Raw genomic sequence first — 16,650 nt, 5'->3', positions numbered from 1 at the left:
CTTATTTTACTGGAATGAGGGAAAACAGCCTGTAGCCTTTATTTGTAGTTTTGGCGCTTCGAAAATCCGCTTCCAACGCGGAGAAACACAACATTAAGCAGGTGGCGGGAGCCACCCTGTAACCATATTGTCTGAGCATTTGCTGTTGCACGGCAAATAAATTTATTGACTATCCTATGAAACCACCTTGTTGGAAACCATTCTTTATGAAAAATCGGGTATCATTTAGCCTATGTTTTATCAGCGGCTATTGGCTGTTGCTATTGGCCGGCTTTGCTAAGCCGGCCATGGCGCAGCACCTTCACTTACAGAATCCATCGCTCGAAGGCGCCACGCCCGGTAAGAACAAAGTACCGCCGGGCTGGTACAAGGCTGCCGGCACGCCCGATGTGCAACCTGGTATGTTTGGCGTTAATACACATCCTGTTAACGGCCAGCGCTTTGTGGGCATGCACAGCGGGGCGGAGATCATGGAAGGCATTGGTCAAAAGCTGCCGGACAGCCTGTACGCCGGCCTGCATTATAATATGTCCTTTGACCTGGCCTATGTGGAAACTTACTCCTTTAACAACTGTTACGGCAACCTGGCTGTTTTCGGCGGCAATGCCCCGGGCGACACGGCAGAGCTGTTATGGATGTCCGGCGAGTTCACACATAAAGCCTGGAAACAATATGACGTGAACTTTACACCGCATAAAAGCTTTAAATATATTTCGCTCTGGGCCTATCCTACGCAGATCTGTAAAAAAAGTGATGTGGGGGTGGCGCTGCTGATAGATAATGTATCCGCCACTATCCGTCAAACGGCGGATGCGGAGGTGACCAGCCATCCCTCCTGTAATAATGCGCCTACCGGCAGCGCATCCATCACCATAAAAGGCGGCAAATTCCCATTCAGCTATACCTGGACGCCCGGTAATTATCATACCGCCAGCATTGAGAACGTGCCTGCCGGTACCTACCAGGTCACCGCTGTAGCGGCCAACGGGCTACAGATCACGAAAGAGGTAGTGATAGCAGAATCTGACCTGCAAACCAGGGTAAAGGTGGCAACATCCTCCTGTTATAATGATAATAAGAGCCAGATCACCGTTACTGCGGCTGGTGGTATGCCGCCGTACCGGTATCTCTTTAACGGCCACCCGGCTGCTGACCCGGTGATCCGGAACATCTCTCCCGGCAGTTACCAATTGCTGGTGCAGGACCAACAGGTATGCGGGGATACTTTTGAGTTGGATGTACAGCCGCCTCCGCCGCTCTCCGCCCGCGAAGATGTTAAGCCTGCGGCCTGTCCGGGCGATCATAGCGGCCAGTTGCAACTGCACGCACAGGGTGGGGCCCGGCCCTATGCATACCGTATCAATGCCGGCGCCTGGCAAACGGACAGCGTTTTCAATAACCTGCCAGACTCTTTATACAGTTACGAAATAAGGGATGATAACCAATGCGCCCTCGCCGGTAGTGCAGTAGTGCCGGTAGACCCTTCCCGGATGCCCGTGGCAGGCATGACCGTGGAGCCGCCCAGTTGCGGAGAGGCATCCAATGGCCAGCTTACCGCTCATGTGCAGGGAGGCACGCCGCCTTTCCAGTACCGTATTAATGAGGGGGAGTGGCAAACGGACAGTGTTTTTAGCCGCTTAGCGGCCGGCGACTATAGTTATGAGGTAAAGGATCAGGGGCACTGCACCGTTACCGGTACGGTTAGTATGGTCAGTTCATCGCCCAATTGCCTGGTGGTGATGCCCAATGCGTTTAGCCCTAATGGCGATGGTAATAACGATGTGTTCCGCCCAAAGGTGTACGATGATATCCACGAATACCATATCCGTATATATAACCGCTGGGGGGCTGTGATTTATGAAGGCTTTGATCCTAAAACAGGATGGGATGGCGTTTATAAAGATCAGCCCCAGGACCAGCAAACCTATATCTACATTTGTACATATCTCGATAGGGATAACCATGCACAGCAGCTAAAAGGCACTGTCACACTGGTGCGTTGAGAAAGCGCTACAGTGTGGACGGCAGCCACAGCCATAAATTCCACACAATTCCTCAGTCTGCTGTAGCGGCGGCGGCAGAGGCAGTTGGCGTATGTTATCTTCCCGTTAACATCAGCTACTATTTTTCACTTTGCTTCAGCAGCTCAGCAAGATATGCATGCCATACTGCCGGTAGCGAATTAGTACCATGTCCGTGCGTCTGCGGCGTAGTCGGTAACAGTATATACCGTCCCTTTGCCACCTTTTTGATCTCCCGTTCCATAATGCCCAGTTCCGGTGGATTGATCTCATCGTCGGCAGAGTTCACGGCAAACACGGTAGCCTTGATCTTACCCAGGTAGGGGGAAGGATTGTAAAAGCGGGAAGCATCCAGCGCGTAGATCACATTATTAGCGTCCAGGGATCGTACGTTGCCATTGCGTACATTGGCCGCCATCGCATCCGCTTTTTCACGGGTAGGGGCAGATTCCTGCAGGTGGTGCGGGCTGCTGTTCATAAAAAAGAAGGAAGAGCTGGCGCCCGCCAGGCCCATTACCGGCTCATTGGTATAATTACCGCCATCCCAGGCGGGGTCCATTTCTATCAGGTCTATTGCCATCTTGCGCATCATGCGGTTACGGCCGGCAATCTCCACCGGGGTACAGGCCAGCGGCATCAGCGCATCTACAAAATCAGGGTAGGTATAACCCCATACCCAGGCATGCATGGCGCCCATGGAGGTGCCCAGGATCAGCCGCAGATGGTTTACCCCCAGCTTCTCTGTAAGCAGCAGGTGCTGCGCCTTTACCATATCGTTATAGGTGTATTTCGGGAACTGCATGCGCAGGCCGTCACTGGGGCGGCTGCTTTTGCCGTGCCCTATGCCGTCCGTCAGGATAATAAAGTACTTGCTGGCGTCCAGCAGTTGGCCGGGACCAAAGAGTTGCCCGGCAAAAGACCGGCTAAGGAAGCCGTTACCGGCAGATAGGGTGCCGTGCAGGATCAGCACCGCATTGGTCACCTGGCCGTTTTTGTCCTTTTGCGGCGTGCCCAGGGTATAATAGTGCTGCCGGAGGGTATCCAGCTTTTCGCCGCTCTCAAATCCAAAATTCCGGGTAAGGTAATCGCCCTCTGCGGGGCTGGGATAATTTGTCTGGCATATGGCTCCCAAAGCAGGCAGCAAAGCCAGCAGGCATAGTAACAGGTGGTAGTGCTTCTTCATGGTTCCTTAAAATGAGCGGGTTCCAAAATACTCATATTTTCTCGTTGAAGGGTAGTTAAAAGAATAATAACTGGTATATAAGCCGTAGATAACCCGTATCTATAAAGAGACGGCTTATATACGGGTTATATACGGGTCAGATACGGGTTATATACCGGTTATCTATAAGTAGACTTCGTCCTGAAATAGGTTTACAGAGGTTCATTCACGCCATCCTCTTCCCCTGTTCCGGGACCAGCTGGTATATTAACTTTACATGAACAATGCGTATCCCACGGCCGTGTGATACATACATATGTGGTAAAAAAGCGCGGATATACGTAGCGAAAATGCTACGGGATGATGAAATGGGTCAGGGGAGGAATTTCTTTATGATCGTGTGCAGGTTCTTAAAAACAAATGGTTTGGTCACATACCCATCGGCCCCTTTCTCCAGGGCCATATCTATCTCTTCTATCTCTGTTTTGGCGGTTAACATGATCACTGGTATATGGCGCAGTACAGTATCCTGTTTAAACTGCTCCAGCATCTCATAGCCATTCAGCACCGGCATGTAAATATCGCTGATCACCAGGTCCGGCTGGTTTAGCCGGGCCTGCTGCACGCCCTCTGCGCCATTGGCGGCAAGGATCACATTGTACTGATACAATTCCAGCAGGCTTTTCAGCGTGTCCTGCAAGGTTGGTTTATCTTCTATCAGCAAGATTGTTTTGGTCATGCGAAGGCGGCTGTTTCCGGGGTATACTTAAACTCAATAGTAAAAACGGTACCCTTATGTTCCTGGCTCTCTACAAAGATAGTCCCGTTGTTCCGCTCCACGAAATCCTTTACAATGGAAAGTCCCAGCCCTGTGCCTTCTATAGCGGCTACATTGCTGCCCCGGTAAAAGGAGTTGAACAGGTAGGGCATATCCGCTGCGGGAATGCCCATGCCATTGTCCGCCACCTTTATCACCAGCTTATGCTTCAGGTATTGCAGTTTCAGTTGCGGGTTACCGGCAGAGTATTTAAAAGCATTGCCCACCAGGTTGGTGAAGATCTTGGAGAGTTGGTTCTTATCCGCATACACGGTGCGGGGCATGCCGGAGATCTTTACATCCAGTTCGCGCTCGTCTTTACGCTCGGAGAAATATTGATATTTAATATCTGTTATCACCTGCTGCACATCCACCGGCTGTTGTTTAACCTCGATATTATTAGAGACAATAGTGCTGAGGGTGAGTATCTCATCCAGCATGGTGTTGAGCTTAAAGATCTCTGAAGAGATCTTGGAAATGTTGTGCCGGTAAAACTGATCCAGGAGGTTATCCATCTGCAGTTTGGTCTCCAGCAGGTCTATCGTGGACGAGATCGCCGTGAGCGGCGTCTTGAACTCATGAGAGGCCATGGAGATAAAGTGCGACTTCATTTCATGGAGGGACTTTTCTTTTTCGAGCGACTGGATCATGTCTAATTCTTTTGTTTTGCGCTCACTAATGTCAGTGAGCGTAACTACGCTGTGCCGGTCGCTGTCCCATATCATTGTAGTAACAGTAACCTCCAGCCATAGATCAGCTTTCTTCCCGTGGAGTGGCAGCCTGGTTTCAAATGTTGTAACATGGCTTTCATCTTCTGAAAGGATATGATCATGTAAAATTATTTTAATATTCGGATAAGAAACACCCCTTTTCGTGTTAAATAATTTATTCAGGAGTGTATGCGCTCCTTCATTCGCGTAAGTCACTGTTTGTTGTGCCCGGTTGACGAGCACTACGGGGATAGCGATCGCAGTTAGGATCAGTTCATGTGGCATGATAATTGACCGTTGAGGTTTCATCTTTTTCAGGTATGGTTAAAATCAGTGCCCGAAAATAGAACAAGTAATCAAACCATACAAACATAAGGCCAGTGGAGAGTGCGCTTAAATAAGTAACAGGGCTGCGTTCGCGGCGTTTTTTGCGGCATAGGGAACAATGGTATTGATAAATACAATGTTATCAGTAAATGAAAAAAAACATTCACGCAAAAAACTAATATATGTGTTGAATTAAACAACATTCAAGGCGGAATCAGGCACTTCGCAGATTACTATTCCGTAAACGATAAACTACTTAATTAAGTACTATTAAAAAGAGCAAAATCATGGTATCTTGTATTGAACGCCAACTGTACGCCAACTGCCAATCAATAGATGTAATTATTCTTAATAAGTGTAGGCCTGTTGCAGGTTTATAAGATTTAACACATAGTTAATACAGAATGAATGAGTTGTGAGATTGTCGTTTTTTCTTATAATTTCTAGCACTATATTTGATTCATATTATTGAAAAAACCATATCAATTGAGCCATATCAATTGTTACCCTTATAACGATGATCAACATAGGAATCATAGAGGACAACCATTTTCAGCTCAACAACTATAAGGAGTTCTTAGAGGACTTCCAGGAGTGTAAAGTTGTCTTCGCGTGCAAATCAATGGAAGAGTTCAAAGCCCTTCCCTTTAAGAACCCGGATGTAAAGGTGATCTTACTGGATATCTCCTTACCGGGAGAATCGGGTATACAAGGGATGCAGGAGCTGAAGCAGACCTACCCAGAAGCAAAGATCATTGTATTATCCGGCCATGACGGCAAACAATACGTGATAGAGTCTATTAAAAAAGGCGCCAGCGGTTATATTATTAAGACCAGCCGCCTTATGGAAATCTATCATTCCATCCTGGACACTATTAACCAGGGCGGTACCTTATCTCCTAAAGCAGCGCATCTGCTTATCACCTACATTAACAAGGACCCGCTTGAAAATATCAAGCATAAGCTCACCAAGCGGGAATACGAGCTGCTGGCCTTATTGAAGGAAGGTTTCTCCTACAAGGAAATGGCCGATAAGCTCTATGTAACGGTATTTACCGTGAACCAGCATCTGAAAAAGATCTACCAGAAACTGAACGTGGCTTCCAAGTCAGAGCTCATTTCAAAGATCTGGTCCAACAATCTTTTTGGGTGGTTTGCTATGTTACTTTCCACTACTACGCTGATAGATTTCATATTTATTTAATGAATCATAGTGCAGTGAAATGCCACTACTTTAATGAGTAAACGCACTTATGCTTAAAGTAGGATTTATACTTCAGTAAGTAGTTGTGTCCGGGGGCAGGTTGCGCTAATATTGTACTGCGAAACAATGCCTGAACCCCTTGCAATTATAAACGTGTATGCTTAAACATTAAACGTGTAAAAATGCGCTTTAGAAAGGAATCCTGTTTAAAATTGCTAATAGGGTCTATAATTTTTAGTTTGTTGATTACTTCGTGTGCCGCACCAAAAAATACGCTCTATCTGGAGAATATACGCGATACCACCTTCGCAGTAAGCGGGAATTTCGAACCACTGATACAAAAGAACGACGTGCTGCAGATAAATGTCAGCAGCCTTAATCCGGAAGATGCAGTTATATATAATGCATCTAACACAGTGGTTCCCGGCGGCGGCGGTGGCGGTACATCAGGAAGTTCAGCTGCATTAGGCGGTTTTCTTGTAGATCAGCAGGGTATGTTACAATACCCCGTATTAGGGCCCATCAAAGCAGAAGGGCTCACCAAAAAAGGGCTCACGGACTATATCCGTGGCCAGCTGGTGGATCGTAAATTGTTAGTGGATCCTGTAGTGAGTGTACGCTTCCTTAACTACCGGGTAACTTTATTAGGTGAGGTAACAAGGCCCACCGTAGTGAATGTAACAAACGAGAAAATTTCTATACTGGAAGCCATCGGGATGGCAGGCGATATAACCGTGTACGGCAAAAAAGAGAATGTATTGCTGATACGCGACCAGGAAGGACAAAGGTTGATCAAAAGGCTCAACCTGAATGATAAGAACATTCTGGCCTCTCCTTATTATTACCTGCAATCCAATGATATCGTATATGTGGAGCCTAATAAGGCAAAACAGTTCACCGGCGAAAAAAGCCGTGTAGTGCTGCCTATCATTTTCAGCGGCTTGTCCCTGTTAGTAATTATACTTGACAGGTTAGTGCTGAGATAACAGGCGCACACCATTGGGCAACCCCTGCCAGACCATATTTATGAAAACCATATCAGACGAACGCTATAGCAATATAGCGTGAAAGAAAATTTATTGAATAAACCAATTGAAGAGGCCTGGATAATGCAACAGTTGAACTCAAATAACAAACGTCCGCAACCAGCGGAGGAGCAGATTGACCTGCTCGCGCTGATCAGACAAAGGTATCTGCCGTACTGGCCGTTATTCTTGTTAGCAGTGATCATTGCGCTCACAATTGCCTTTGTATACCTGCGCTATGCAACCCCGGTATATTATGCTTCTGCTACTTTATTAGTGAAGGATGAAAAAACGGGTATGGATGAAGCAGACATACTGGAATCCCTGAACCTTTCCGGTTCCAAAAAGGTAATTGAGAATGAGATAGAGATCATTAAATCCCGCACACTCGCACGGGAAGTGATCCGTAATCTGAACCTCTTTGCGGAAGTGACCGTAAAAGGTAAGATCCGCGATATTGTGGCTTATAAAAGCAGCCCGGTACGCTTTAAATTCCTGGAGCCAGACTCGATCAAGTATGACTACTTCCGCGTGATGCCCATGGTATATGACTCCGTACATGACCGCGTGTTTATAGCTAATAAACCTTATGCGCTCAATGATACCGTAGCCAGCCCCTGGGGTAAGATCATCATAACGCCAAAGGCTGGTAAGCTGGCAGATGTGAATGGCCGCCAGTACATGCTGCGCATTGCGGGCGAAAAGATCCTGGCAGGTATGCTGCAAGGCAGCCTCACCGTAGAGCCTACGACCAAAGCCGGCACCATCATCTCCCTGGGCTACAGCGATCCTGTGCCGGGCAGGGCAGAGGATATACTGAATGAATTGATCCGCACTTATAATAGTGCTTCTATCGAAGATAAGAACCGCACTTCCGCTAATACCATGGCTTTTGTAGATGACCGCCTCAGAGTAGTGAACGAAGAGCTGAGCCAGGTAGAGGCCGCAGTAGCAGGCTTCAAGAAGAAAGAAGGTATCGTAGATATCTCAGAACAAAGCAGGCTGTTCCTGGAAAGTGTATCTGCCAACGACGGCAAGCTGGCGGAAGCAAATATGCAGCTTTCTGTATTAGATTCCATACAGCATTATGTAGCCAACCTTAAACCGGGCCAGGGCACGGTACCGGCTACACTAGGTCTTGCCGATCCTGTGCTGCTGGAACTGATCAGCAAGCTGTCAGAAGTGGAATTACAGCTGGAGCGTTTGAAGAAAACCACCGGTGAGAACAGTCCTTTATTAGAAAGCTTTTACCGCCAGGAGGCGCAGTTAAAGCCCAGCATCCTGTCTAACATCAGTAGCCTGCGCGCGAACCTGCAGGCCACCAAAGGCAGGATAGAGGCGGAGAACGGGCGTTATGCCGGTTTGATCAGGAATGTGCCGGATAAAGAAAAAGCTTTTGTGGAAGTTAGCCGTCAACAGGAAATAAAAAATAATATCTACACTTTCCTGTTGCAGAAACGGGAAGAGACCGCGGTAGCGTCTGCTGCTGCTGTATCAGATAGCCGCATCGTGGATCCTGCAGAAGCGGTGACTACGCCGGTAAGCCCAAAGAAACCCATGGTGCTGGGCCTGGCAGTATTAGGCGGCATCATTGCGGTGGGTGGGTTTATCACGCTGCGCGATATGATGAAGCGCGAGGTGACCACACGTGCTGAAATAGAAAAAGCAACAGCTGCGCCGATTCTGGCAGAGATATTGCAGGATGACAGCAAAGAACCGATAGTGATAGCAGAGGGCCGTCGCAGTTTTGTAGCGGAGCAGTTCCGCACCCTGCGCACCACGCTTTCTTATATAGGCGTTAATGCAAACGGAACCATTAATGGCAACGGGCATCGCAAATCACTACTCGTTACATCATCTATCTCAGGAGAGGGTAAAAGCTTTGTGTCAGTTAACCTGGCTATCAGCCTCTCCCTGGTAAAGAAAAAAGTGGCGCTGCTTGAGTTTGATCTGCGCAAACCGCAGATCAGCAAAATGCTGAAAGTGTCGAGAGAACCGGGTATCAGTAACTACCTGGTCGGACAAGCAGAGATAGCCAGCATATTGCAGCCGGTACCAGGTAATGAATACCTCTACGTGCTGCCCGCTGGCGCCATACCTCCCAATCCAACAGAACTTATTTTAAATGGCCAACTGGAACACCTGATCGCCAACTTAAAATCCAGGTTTGACTATGTGATCATTGATACCGCGCCGGTAGGACTGGTAACAGATGCACGTTTGCTGGCGGGTTATACAGATGCTACGCTGTATGTGGTGCGTCACCAGGTTACGCCCAAACTGTATCTGAAAGGCCTGAATGAGCTGTATCAAAGTAAAGAGCTCGGTAACCTGAACATCGTGTTCAACGGTATACAGCCACGCGGCGTATCCGGCTATGGCGGCGCCAACGGCTATGGCTACGGATACGGTTATATCGAGGAATCAAAAGGCGCCAGGCGTAAACACTTTTTAAAAGGGATTTTTAATATATAAATAAAAGGACCGCAGCGGCATTGTCCCGTACAGTCCTGCTTCGAACTGTCACTTATGTGACTGAGGTGGCGAAGCCGTCCCGTAAAACATGCGATTATCTTTATTTGAAAAAACCGATTGTATGATGATACGTTCAACGGATAACCTTCCATTGTCTTTACAGATTCCCCGTTATCAAAACTGTGCAATGTTAACCAAAGTATTAACTTTTTAAATGTCATGCCCATGCAACAGGAAATGTCTACGTGGTATGCTGTATATACCAAAGCAAGATGGGAAAAGAAAGTGGCGGACCTGCTCACCCGCAAAAATATAGAATGTTATTGCCCGCTTAACCCGGTTGAGCGTCAATGGAGCGACCGCCGCAAAGTAGTGAGCGAGCCGCTGTTCAAATCATATGTGTTTGTGCGCGTGCCTGAAAGCAGGAAATGGGTGGTGCGTGAAACGGAAGGGATTATCAACTTCGTTTACTGGCTGGGCAAACCTGCCGTAATACCTGATCAGGAAATAGAGCTGATCCAGCGTTTCCTGCGGGAGTATAAACATGTAACGGTAGAGCAGTTTCCGCTGCACCAGAATGACCTGATAGAGGTTACATCCGGTCCGTTAATGCATCAGCGCGGCAGGATCATCGAAGTAGGTAAGAACAAGGTAAAGGCGCAGCTTTCCAGCCTGGGATATACGCTGGTAGCTACCATACCTGCAACAGAGGTGATCGTGATCGGCAACCCGGCTTCAACGCTCGTTTATTGATCGTCATAAAAACAGGATGGATAATTAATAATAGCCAATGTTATTACTGGTTATCCATCCATGATATTCCCTAACAGAACTATCAACATGCAACATATTATCCTCTGCGGTGGATCAGGAACCCGTCTGTGGCCCTTGTCAAACCGGCAAACGCCCAAACAATTACTGCCTCTTTTTGAGGGCAACAGCCTGCTGCAGCTGGCCTATCTGCGTAACAGCATCGCCTGTGACAGTGTGCTGGCCATCGTAAACGAACAACATGCCGCTACCGTAGAAGAGCAGTTACTCAAGTCCAGCGCAACCAACCTGCGCCTGCTGGCAGAACCGGTAGGGCGTAATACCGCCGCGGCTATTGCCCTGGCGGCATTTGTGTCTGAACCGGAAACCATCCTGCTCATTACACCGGCAGACCATCTGATAGGCACGCCGGATATCTACGCACATACTATTGAGACCGCACAGTCGCTGGCAGCAGGCAATAGCCTGGTTACCATCGGCCTGCAGCCGCTTTACCCGGAAACAGGTTTTGGCTATATACAATACAGCGGTCATGATGTGATCCGTTTTGTAGAAAAACCAGATGCCAACAATGCTTCCATCATGGTAGAAAGCGGGGATTTCCTCTGGAATAGCGGCATCTTCTGCTGTAAGGCCAGCATCCTGTTACAGGAGCTTAAACAATATGCGCCGGAGATCTATGAAACTGCTGCCCTGGCGGCGGATGAGTGGAAGCGTACCGGCCGTCTGAGCCTGGAGGCCATGGAAAACATACCATCTACCAGTATAGATTACGCGGTGGCAGAAAAAAGCCAGCGTGTAAAAGTAGTGCCCAGCACTATGGAGTGGAGCGATGTAGGCAGCTATGAAGCCCTGACAGAAGCCCTGGTACATCACTACCAGTACCAGAACCACCAGGCCGTATTCATAGGCGATGGCTCAGGTAACAACATGGTCATTGGCAAAGAAAAGCTGGTGGCCCTGGTAGGCGTGGAGGATATGGTAGTGGTGAATACGCCGGAGGCGCTGCTGATCATGAAAAAAGGCAAAGGCCAGGAGATCAAGCAGCTGCATCAGTGGGTAAAGGAAAACAGACCGGAACTATTATAAAAACATAACCGAATTACTTACACATAAGCGTCAACAAAGATGAAACTCACTGATAAGATATACATCGCCGGGCACCGTGGTATGGTGGGCGGCGCTATTAAACGCAGACTGGAAACCTTAGGTTATACCAATATCATTACGCGTACCTCCGCGGAGCTGGACCTGCGGGTGCAGGCCGATGTAAATGCATTTTTTGCGGAAGAGCAGCCGGACTATGTGTTCCTGGCCGCAGCTAAAGTAGGCGGCATACATGCCAACAATACCTACCGCGCGGAGTTCCTGTATGATAACCTCATCATGGAGTCTAATATCATACATGCCTCCTGGCAGAACAATGTTACAAAACTCATGTTCCTGGGCAGCTCCTGCATCTATCCTAAACTGGCGCCGCAGCCTTTAAAGGAAAGCAGCCTGCTTACCGGACCGCTGGAATATACCAACGAGCCGTATGCCATCGCCAAGATAGCCGGTATTAAGCTGTGCGAAGCTTATCGCGATCAGTACGGCTGCAACTTCATCAGCGTAATGCCTACCAACCTGTATGGCGTAGGCGATAACTATCACCCGGAAAACTCGCATGTGCTGCCCGCGCTGATCCGTAAGTTCCATGAGGCCAAAGAAGCCGGCAAACCGGCAGTGACCATCTGGGGCACCGGTACGCCTAAACGCGAGTTCCTGTTTGCAGACGATCTGGCTGATGCCTGTGTATACCTGATGTTACACTATGACGGTAAAGAGCTGGTGAACATTGGTACCGGCGAAGACCTTACCATCCGCGAGCTGGCAGAAACGGTAAAGGAAGTGGTATGTTTTGAAGGCAGCCTTGAGTTTGATACCTCCATGCCCGATGGGACGCCCCGTAAGCTGATGGATGTATCCAAACTGCATGGCCTGGGCTGGCAGCATAGCACCGGCCTCAAAGAAGGCATTGTAGCTGCATATGCAGACTATCTTAAAAAACGGCAGTCATATTTCAATGTAGTATAACAAGCGAAAAATTGTTTTAGTATGAAAGTGATCGTAGTAGGAACAGGATATGTAGGATTAGTAACAGGCGCCTGCCTGGCGGAAGTAGGTACCAATGTGGTATGTGTGGATGTGAATGAAGCCAAGATCAATGATCTTAAAAACGGCATACTGCCCATTTATGAACCAGGCCTGGAAGAGATCGTGCACCGTAATTACCAGAACGGCCGCCTGTCCTTCAGCACAGACCTGGCTGCGGTGATCCCCGGCGCAGAGCTGGCCTTTATTGCAGTAGGCACACCTCCGGGCGAAGACGGCAGTGCCGATCTGAAATATGTATTACAGGTAGCGCAGCAGATAGGCGCTTCCATGAGCAATTACCTGGTAGTGGTGACCAAGAGCACCGTACCGGTAGGCACCGCGGTAAAGGTGAACCGCACCATTAAACAAGCATTACAGGAAAGGGACGTGCTGATAGATTATGATGTAGCCTCTAACCCGGAGTTCCTCAAAGAGGGCGCCGCCGTACAGGACTTCATGAAACCGGACCGTATTGTAGTAGGCGTAAATACAGAAAGGGCGCAGCAGGTGCTGGCGCAGTTGTACCATCCCTATGTGCTCAATGGCCGGCCCATCGTATTCATGGACATAGCCTCCGCAGAAATGACCAAATATGCGGCCAACGCTATGCTGGCTACCAAGATCTCTTTCATGAACGATATCGCTAACCTCTGCGAGCTTACCGGCGCAGATGTAAATAAAGTGCGCAGGGGCATTGGCAGCGATCCCCGTATAGGCGACCGCTTTATCTATCCCGGCATTGGTTATGGCGGCTCCTGCTTCCCCAAGGATGTAAAAGCCCTGGTACGCACCGGCCATGAATACGGGCATAACATGCGTATACTCGAAGCGGTAGAAGCCGTGAATGAGGATCAGAAAAAAGTGATGTTCAGCAAAATAGACCGTCATTTCGATCATAACCTGCAAGGCAGGACCTTCGCCATCTGGGGCCTTTCCTTTAAGCCCAATACGGATGATATGCGCGAAGCCCCCTCCCTGGTGCTGATAGAAGCCCTGTTACAGGCCGGCGCGCAGGTAAGGGTATTTGACCCGGTAGCCATGCCCGAAGCGCGTAAAGAGCTGGGAGAAAGCGTTACCTGGTGTACAGACCTGTACCATGCGGCCACAGATGCGGACGCTATTGTGCTGGTAACAGAATGGAATGAGTTCCGCCTGCCGGACTGGAGCCGTATACAAAGCTCCCTGAAAAACGCGGTAGTATTCGACGGCCGTAACATCTATGATGATGTAACGCTGCAGAAAAAAGGATTTAACTACTACGGCATAGGCTTAACCGCCGACATAAATACTGTATTGATCTAAGCATAAAACGAAAAAATAAGACCATATATGAAAGTTGCCTTAATTACAGGTATTACAGGACAGGACGGTGCGTACCTGGCAGAGCTGTTGTTGGAAAAAGGATACATGGTGCATGGCGTTAAACGCCGCGCTTCCCTGATCAACACAGAGCGTATTGACCACCTCTACCAGGACCCCCACAGCGAGAATGTGCGTTTCAAGCTGCACTACGGCGATATGACCGATAGCACCAACCTGATCCGCATTATCCAGGAAACCCAACCGGACGAAATTTATAACCTGGCGGCCATGAGCCATGTAAAAGTGAGCTTTGATACGCCGGAGTATACCGCCAATGCAGATGGTATAGGCACTTTACGTTTACTGGAAGCCTTACGCATCTTAAAGCTGGAACATAAAACCCGCATATACCAGGCCAGCACCTCTGAGTTATACGGTCTGGTACAGGAAGTACCGCAGAAAGAAACCACGCCTTTCTATCCCCGTAGCCCGTATGCAGTGGCCAAGCTGTATGCCTACTGGATCACGGTGAACTACCGCGAGGCTTACGGCATGTATGCCTGCAATGGTATCCTCTTTAACCACGAAAGCCCGCTGCGTGGCGAAACATTCGTAACCCGTAAGATCACCCGCGGCGTAGCAGCTATTGCGCTGGGCCTGCAGGACAAACTGTTCCTGGGTAACCTGGACGCCCGTCGTGACTGGGGCCATGCTAAAGATTATGTAGAAGCGATGTGGCGCATCCTGCAGCAGGATACCCCGGAGGATTATGTGATCGCTACCGGCGTCACTACGCCTGTACGTGATTTTGTGCGCATGTCCTTTGCAGAACTGGGCATAGAACTGAAATTCATTGGCGAAGGCGCGGCAGAAACCGCCGTGGTGACCGCTTGCAATAACGAAGAGTTCCAGCTGCCCATAGGCAAGGAAGTAGTGGCGGTAGATCCCCGTTATTTCCGCCCAACAGAAGTGGAGCTGCTGATAGGCGACCCTACCAAATCCAAAACCAAACTGGGCTGGGAACCGCAGTATGATCTGCCTGCCCTGGTAAAGGAAATGGTAGCGGGTGATGTGGAATTATTCCGTAAGAAAGACGTAGCACAATTAGAACATTTGATAGGATAGTAGTAAGGACCTACAGATTTTATGCAAGCAGCTAACCGGGTAGTTTTAAATACAGGCGCGCTTTACGGGCGGATGTTGATCACGATGTTCATTGCATTGTACTCCACCCGCCTTGTACTGAACGCGCTTGGCGCAGCAGATTACGGGATCTTTACCCTGGTAAGCGGCGTAATTGTGATGCTCTCTTTCCTGAACGTGGCCATGACCATTTCCACACAGCGTTACCTGTCCTATTACATAGGCGTGGGCGATGAGGGGAAATTAAGGCAGGTATTCAACTCCAGCGTATTGCTCCACACCATGATGGGCCTTGCGCTGGTAGTGATCTTTGAAGGGGGCGGCCTGTACTTTTTTGAGCGGGTGCTGAACATTCCGCCAGACAGGTTAGGCACCGCCAGGATCATTTTCCATTTTACGGTGATCAGTACCTTCTTTACCATTATCTCCGTACCCTATGATGCCACGTTGAATGCCAGGGAGAATATGTTCCTCATTGCGGGCATTGGTATATGGGAAGGGGTGGCCAAACTGGGTGTTGCTATTTACCTGCAATACACCGGCTATGATAAGCTCATTGTATATGGAGCGCTGATTGCGGCTATAACGGTGATATCGCTGATCATAAAAAGAACGTTCTGCTCCATCAAATATAAGGAGAGCAAGGTGCAGGTGCGCAAATATTTCAATAAGGACATGCTAAAGGAAATGTTTTCCTATGCAGGTTGGAATATGTTTGGCGCAGGCAGTGTGGTAGCGCGTAACCAGGGGCTGGCCATGATATTAAATGTATTTTTTGGAACAGTGATCAATGCCGCCTATGGTATTGCCAACCAGGTAAACGCGCAGCTCACCTATTTTTCGGTGACCATGCTGCAATCGCTAAACCCGCAGATCATTAAAAGTGAGGGTAGCGGCGACAGGCCCAGGATGTTAAAGCTGGCCATGATTGCCAGCAAGTTCTCCTTCTTTCTGCTATCGTTCTTTTCCATACCGGTGATCATTGAAATGCCCGTGATACTGAAGTTCTGGTTAAAGAACGTGCCGGACCATACCATCATCTTCTGCCGCCTGATCATTGTGGTGTCATTGGTGAACCAGCTAACGGTAGGATTGCAGGTAGCCATCCAGTCCGTAGGTCGCATTAAGGTGTACCAGATGGTGGTAAGCGCATTGCTGATGTTAAACCTGCCCGTATCGTATTTTTTGCTGAAGGCAGGGCTGGCGCCGCATGCAGTGCTGGTAAGCGCTGTAATTATCGAGGCCCTTACCTGCAGCTACCGCGTGCTGGCGGCACACCGTTTAACAGGCCTTTCCATCCCGGAATACCTGCGTAAAGGCGTGCTTACCTCCGTGTTTCCGGTGGCGCTGGCTTTTAGCGTAGCGCTGCTGCCACAGCTGGTGATGCCGGCGGGTTTTGTACGCCTGCTGTTTACAGGTTGTGTGAGCACGGCGGCGGTTTGTTTATGCGTACGCTTCCTGGGACTGTCCGCATACGAGCAGGAAAAGCTAGCGGGCATTATCATGAAGCTGTTATCCAAATTACCGATCAGATTTTCAGTAGCAAAGGCCAATTGA

Annotated in this window: 13 protein-coding genes; 10 read left to right on the top strand and 3 right to left on the bottom strand. The window is 48.9% G+C overall.

Annotation, left to right across the window (positions count from 1 at the left end; translation table 11 throughout):
* Nucleotides 1-206: 206 nt before the first annotated feature.
* Entirely contained in the window at nucleotides 207-2,003 is a 1,797-nt protein-coding gene (locus F0L74_RS14455; RefSeq protein ID WP_188316006.1) for a T9SS type B sorting domain-containing protein, read from the top strand.
* A 118-nt stretch (nucleotides 2,004-2,121) separates the two neighbouring features.
* Here the strand turns inward: F0L74_RS14455 and F0L74_RS14450 are convergent, their stop codons facing one another.
* The 3 genes from F0L74_RS14450 to F0L74_RS14440 all read right to left on the bottom strand — a co-directional run bounded on the left by F0L74_RS14450 (nucleotide 2,122) and on the right by F0L74_RS14440 (nucleotide 4,995).
* Nucleotides 2,122-3,204: an alpha/beta fold hydrolase gene (locus tag F0L74_RS14450; RefSeq protein WP_149838550.1), complete on the bottom strand. Its 1,083-nt coding sequence runs from the start codon at nucleotides 3,202-3,204 to the stop codon at nucleotides 2,122-2,124.
* 352 nt (nucleotides 3,205-3,556) lie between these two features.
* Nucleotides 3,557-3,922: a response regulator gene (locus F0L74_RS14445; RefSeq protein ID WP_149838549.1), complete on the bottom strand. Its 366-nt coding sequence runs from the start codon at nucleotides 3,920-3,922 to the stop codon at nucleotides 3,557-3,559.
* Entirely contained in the window at nucleotides 3,919-4,995 is a 1,077-nt protein-coding gene (locus tag F0L74_RS14440; RefSeq protein WP_188316005.1) for a sensor histidine kinase, read from the bottom strand. Before F0L74_RS14440 ends, F0L74_RS14445 begins: the two co-directional genes overlap by 4 nt.
* A 559-nt stretch (nucleotides 4,996-5,554) precedes the next feature.
* Here F0L74_RS14440 and F0L74_RS14435 point away from each other — a divergent pair.
* From F0L74_RS14435 to F0L74_RS14395, 9 genes are all read left to right on the top strand, one after another.
* Complete coding sequence (locus F0L74_RS14435) at nucleotides 5,555-6,241, top strand: response regulator (protein ID WP_149838547.1); 687 nt, start codon at nucleotides 5,555-5,557, stop codon at nucleotides 6,239-6,241.
* Nucleotides 6,242-6,480: 239 nt separating this feature from the next.
* Nucleotides 6,481-7,227 (top strand): polysaccharide biosynthesis/export family protein, encoded by a 747-nt coding sequence (locus tag F0L74_RS14430; protein ID WP_246197709.1) that lies wholly within the window; start codon nucleotides 6,481-6,483, stop codon nucleotides 7,225-7,227.
* A 78-nt stretch (nucleotides 7,228-7,305) separates the two neighbouring features.
* Complete coding sequence (locus tag F0L74_RS14425; RefSeq protein ID WP_149838545.1) at nucleotides 7,306-9,741, top strand: GumC family protein; 2,436 nt, start codon at nucleotides 7,306-7,308, stop codon at nucleotides 9,739-9,741.
* 225 nt (nucleotides 9,742-9,966) lie between these two features.
* A complete protein-coding gene (locus F0L74_RS14420; protein ID WP_149838544.1) occupies nucleotides 9,967-10,494 on the top strand; it encodes a UpxY family transcription antiterminator in 528 nt (175 codons plus the stop codon).
* A gap of 87 nt (nucleotides 10,495-10,581) precedes the next feature.
* Nucleotides 10,582-11,601, top strand: coding sequence for a mannose-1-phosphate guanylyltransferase (locus F0L74_RS14415; RefSeq protein ID WP_188316004.1), 1,020 nt, complete (start codon nucleotides 10,582-10,584; stop codon nucleotides 11,599-11,601).
* 39 nt (nucleotides 11,602-11,640) lie between these two features.
* On the top strand, nucleotides 11,641-12,588 hold the full coding sequence (gene fcl, locus F0L74_RS14410; protein ID WP_149838542.1) for a GDP-L-fucose synthase: 948 nt from the start codon (nucleotides 11,641-11,643) through the stop codon (nucleotides 12,586-12,588).
* Between the two features lie 21 nt (nucleotides 12,589-12,609).
* Nucleotides 12,610-13,950 carry a UDP-glucose dehydrogenase family protein gene (locus tag F0L74_RS14405; protein ID WP_149838541.1) on the top strand — a complete coding sequence of 447 codons (1,341 nt, stop codon included), beginning with the start codon at nucleotides 12,610-12,612 and terminating at the stop codon, nucleotides 13,948-13,950.
* 27 nt (nucleotides 13,951-13,977) lie between these two features.
* A complete protein-coding gene (gmd, locus tag F0L74_RS14400) occupies nucleotides 13,978-15,075 on the top strand; it encodes a GDP-mannose 4,6-dehydratase (protein ID WP_149838540.1) in 1,098 nt (365 codons plus the stop codon).
* 21 nt (nucleotides 15,076-15,096) lie between these two features.
* On the top strand, nucleotides 15,097-16,650 hold the full coding sequence (locus F0L74_RS14395; protein ID WP_213086967.1) for a lipopolysaccharide biosynthesis protein: 1,554 nt from the start codon (nucleotides 15,097-15,099) through the stop codon (nucleotides 16,648-16,650).

Origin of the sequence: Chitinophaga agrisoli (assembly GCF_008386695.1) — a bacterium.
GTDB lineage: Bacteria > Bacteroidota > Bacteroidia > Chitinophagales > Chitinophagaceae > Chitinophaga > Chitinophaga agrisoli.
Note: the sequence above shows the minus strand (reverse complement) of the source record. Positions and strands in the feature narration are given on the sequence as shown.

Bases quoted from the DNA above. Each gene is read 5' to 3' on its own strand.
- F0L74_RS14405 (WP_149838541.1), top strand. From the start codon at position 12,610: ATGAAAGTGATCGTAGTAGGAACAGGATATGTAGGATTAGTAACAGGC.
- gmd (WP_149838540.1), top strand. From the start codon at position 13,978: ATGAAAGTTGCCTTAATTACAGGTATTACAGGACAGGACGGTGCGTAC.
- F0L74_RS14445 (WP_149838549.1), bottom strand. From the start codon at position 3,922: ATGACCAAAACAATCTTGCTGATAGAAGATAAACCAACCTTGCAGGAC.
- F0L74_RS14435 (WP_149838547.1), top strand. From the start codon at position 5,555: ATGATCAACATAGGAATCATAGAGGACAACCATTTTCAGCTCAACAAC.
- F0L74_RS14450 (WP_149838550.1), bottom strand. From the start codon at position 3,204: ATGAAGAAGCACTACCACCTGTTACTATGCCTGCTGGCTTTGCTGCCT.
- F0L74_RS14455 (WP_188316006.1), top strand. From the start codon at position 207: ATGAAAAATCGGGTATCATTTAGCCTATGTTTTATCAGCGGCTATTGG.
- F0L74_RS14395 (WP_213086967.1), top strand. From the start codon at position 15,097: ATGCAAGCAGCTAACCGGGTAGTTTTAAATACAGGCGCGCTTTACGGG.
- F0L74_RS14415 (WP_188316004.1), top strand. From the start codon at position 10,582: ATGCAACATATTATCCTCTGCGGTGGATCAGGAACCCGTCTGTGGCCC.
- fcl (WP_149838542.1), top strand. From the start codon at position 11,641: ATGAAACTCACTGATAAGATATACATCGCCGGGCACCGTGGTATGGTG.
- F0L74_RS14440 (WP_188316005.1), bottom strand. From the start codon at position 4,995: ATGCCACATGAACTGATCCTAACTGCGATCGCTATCCCCGTAGTGCTC.
- F0L74_RS14420 (WP_149838544.1), top strand. From the start codon at position 9,967: ATGCAACAGGAAATGTCTACGTGGTATGCTGTATATACCAAAGCAAGA.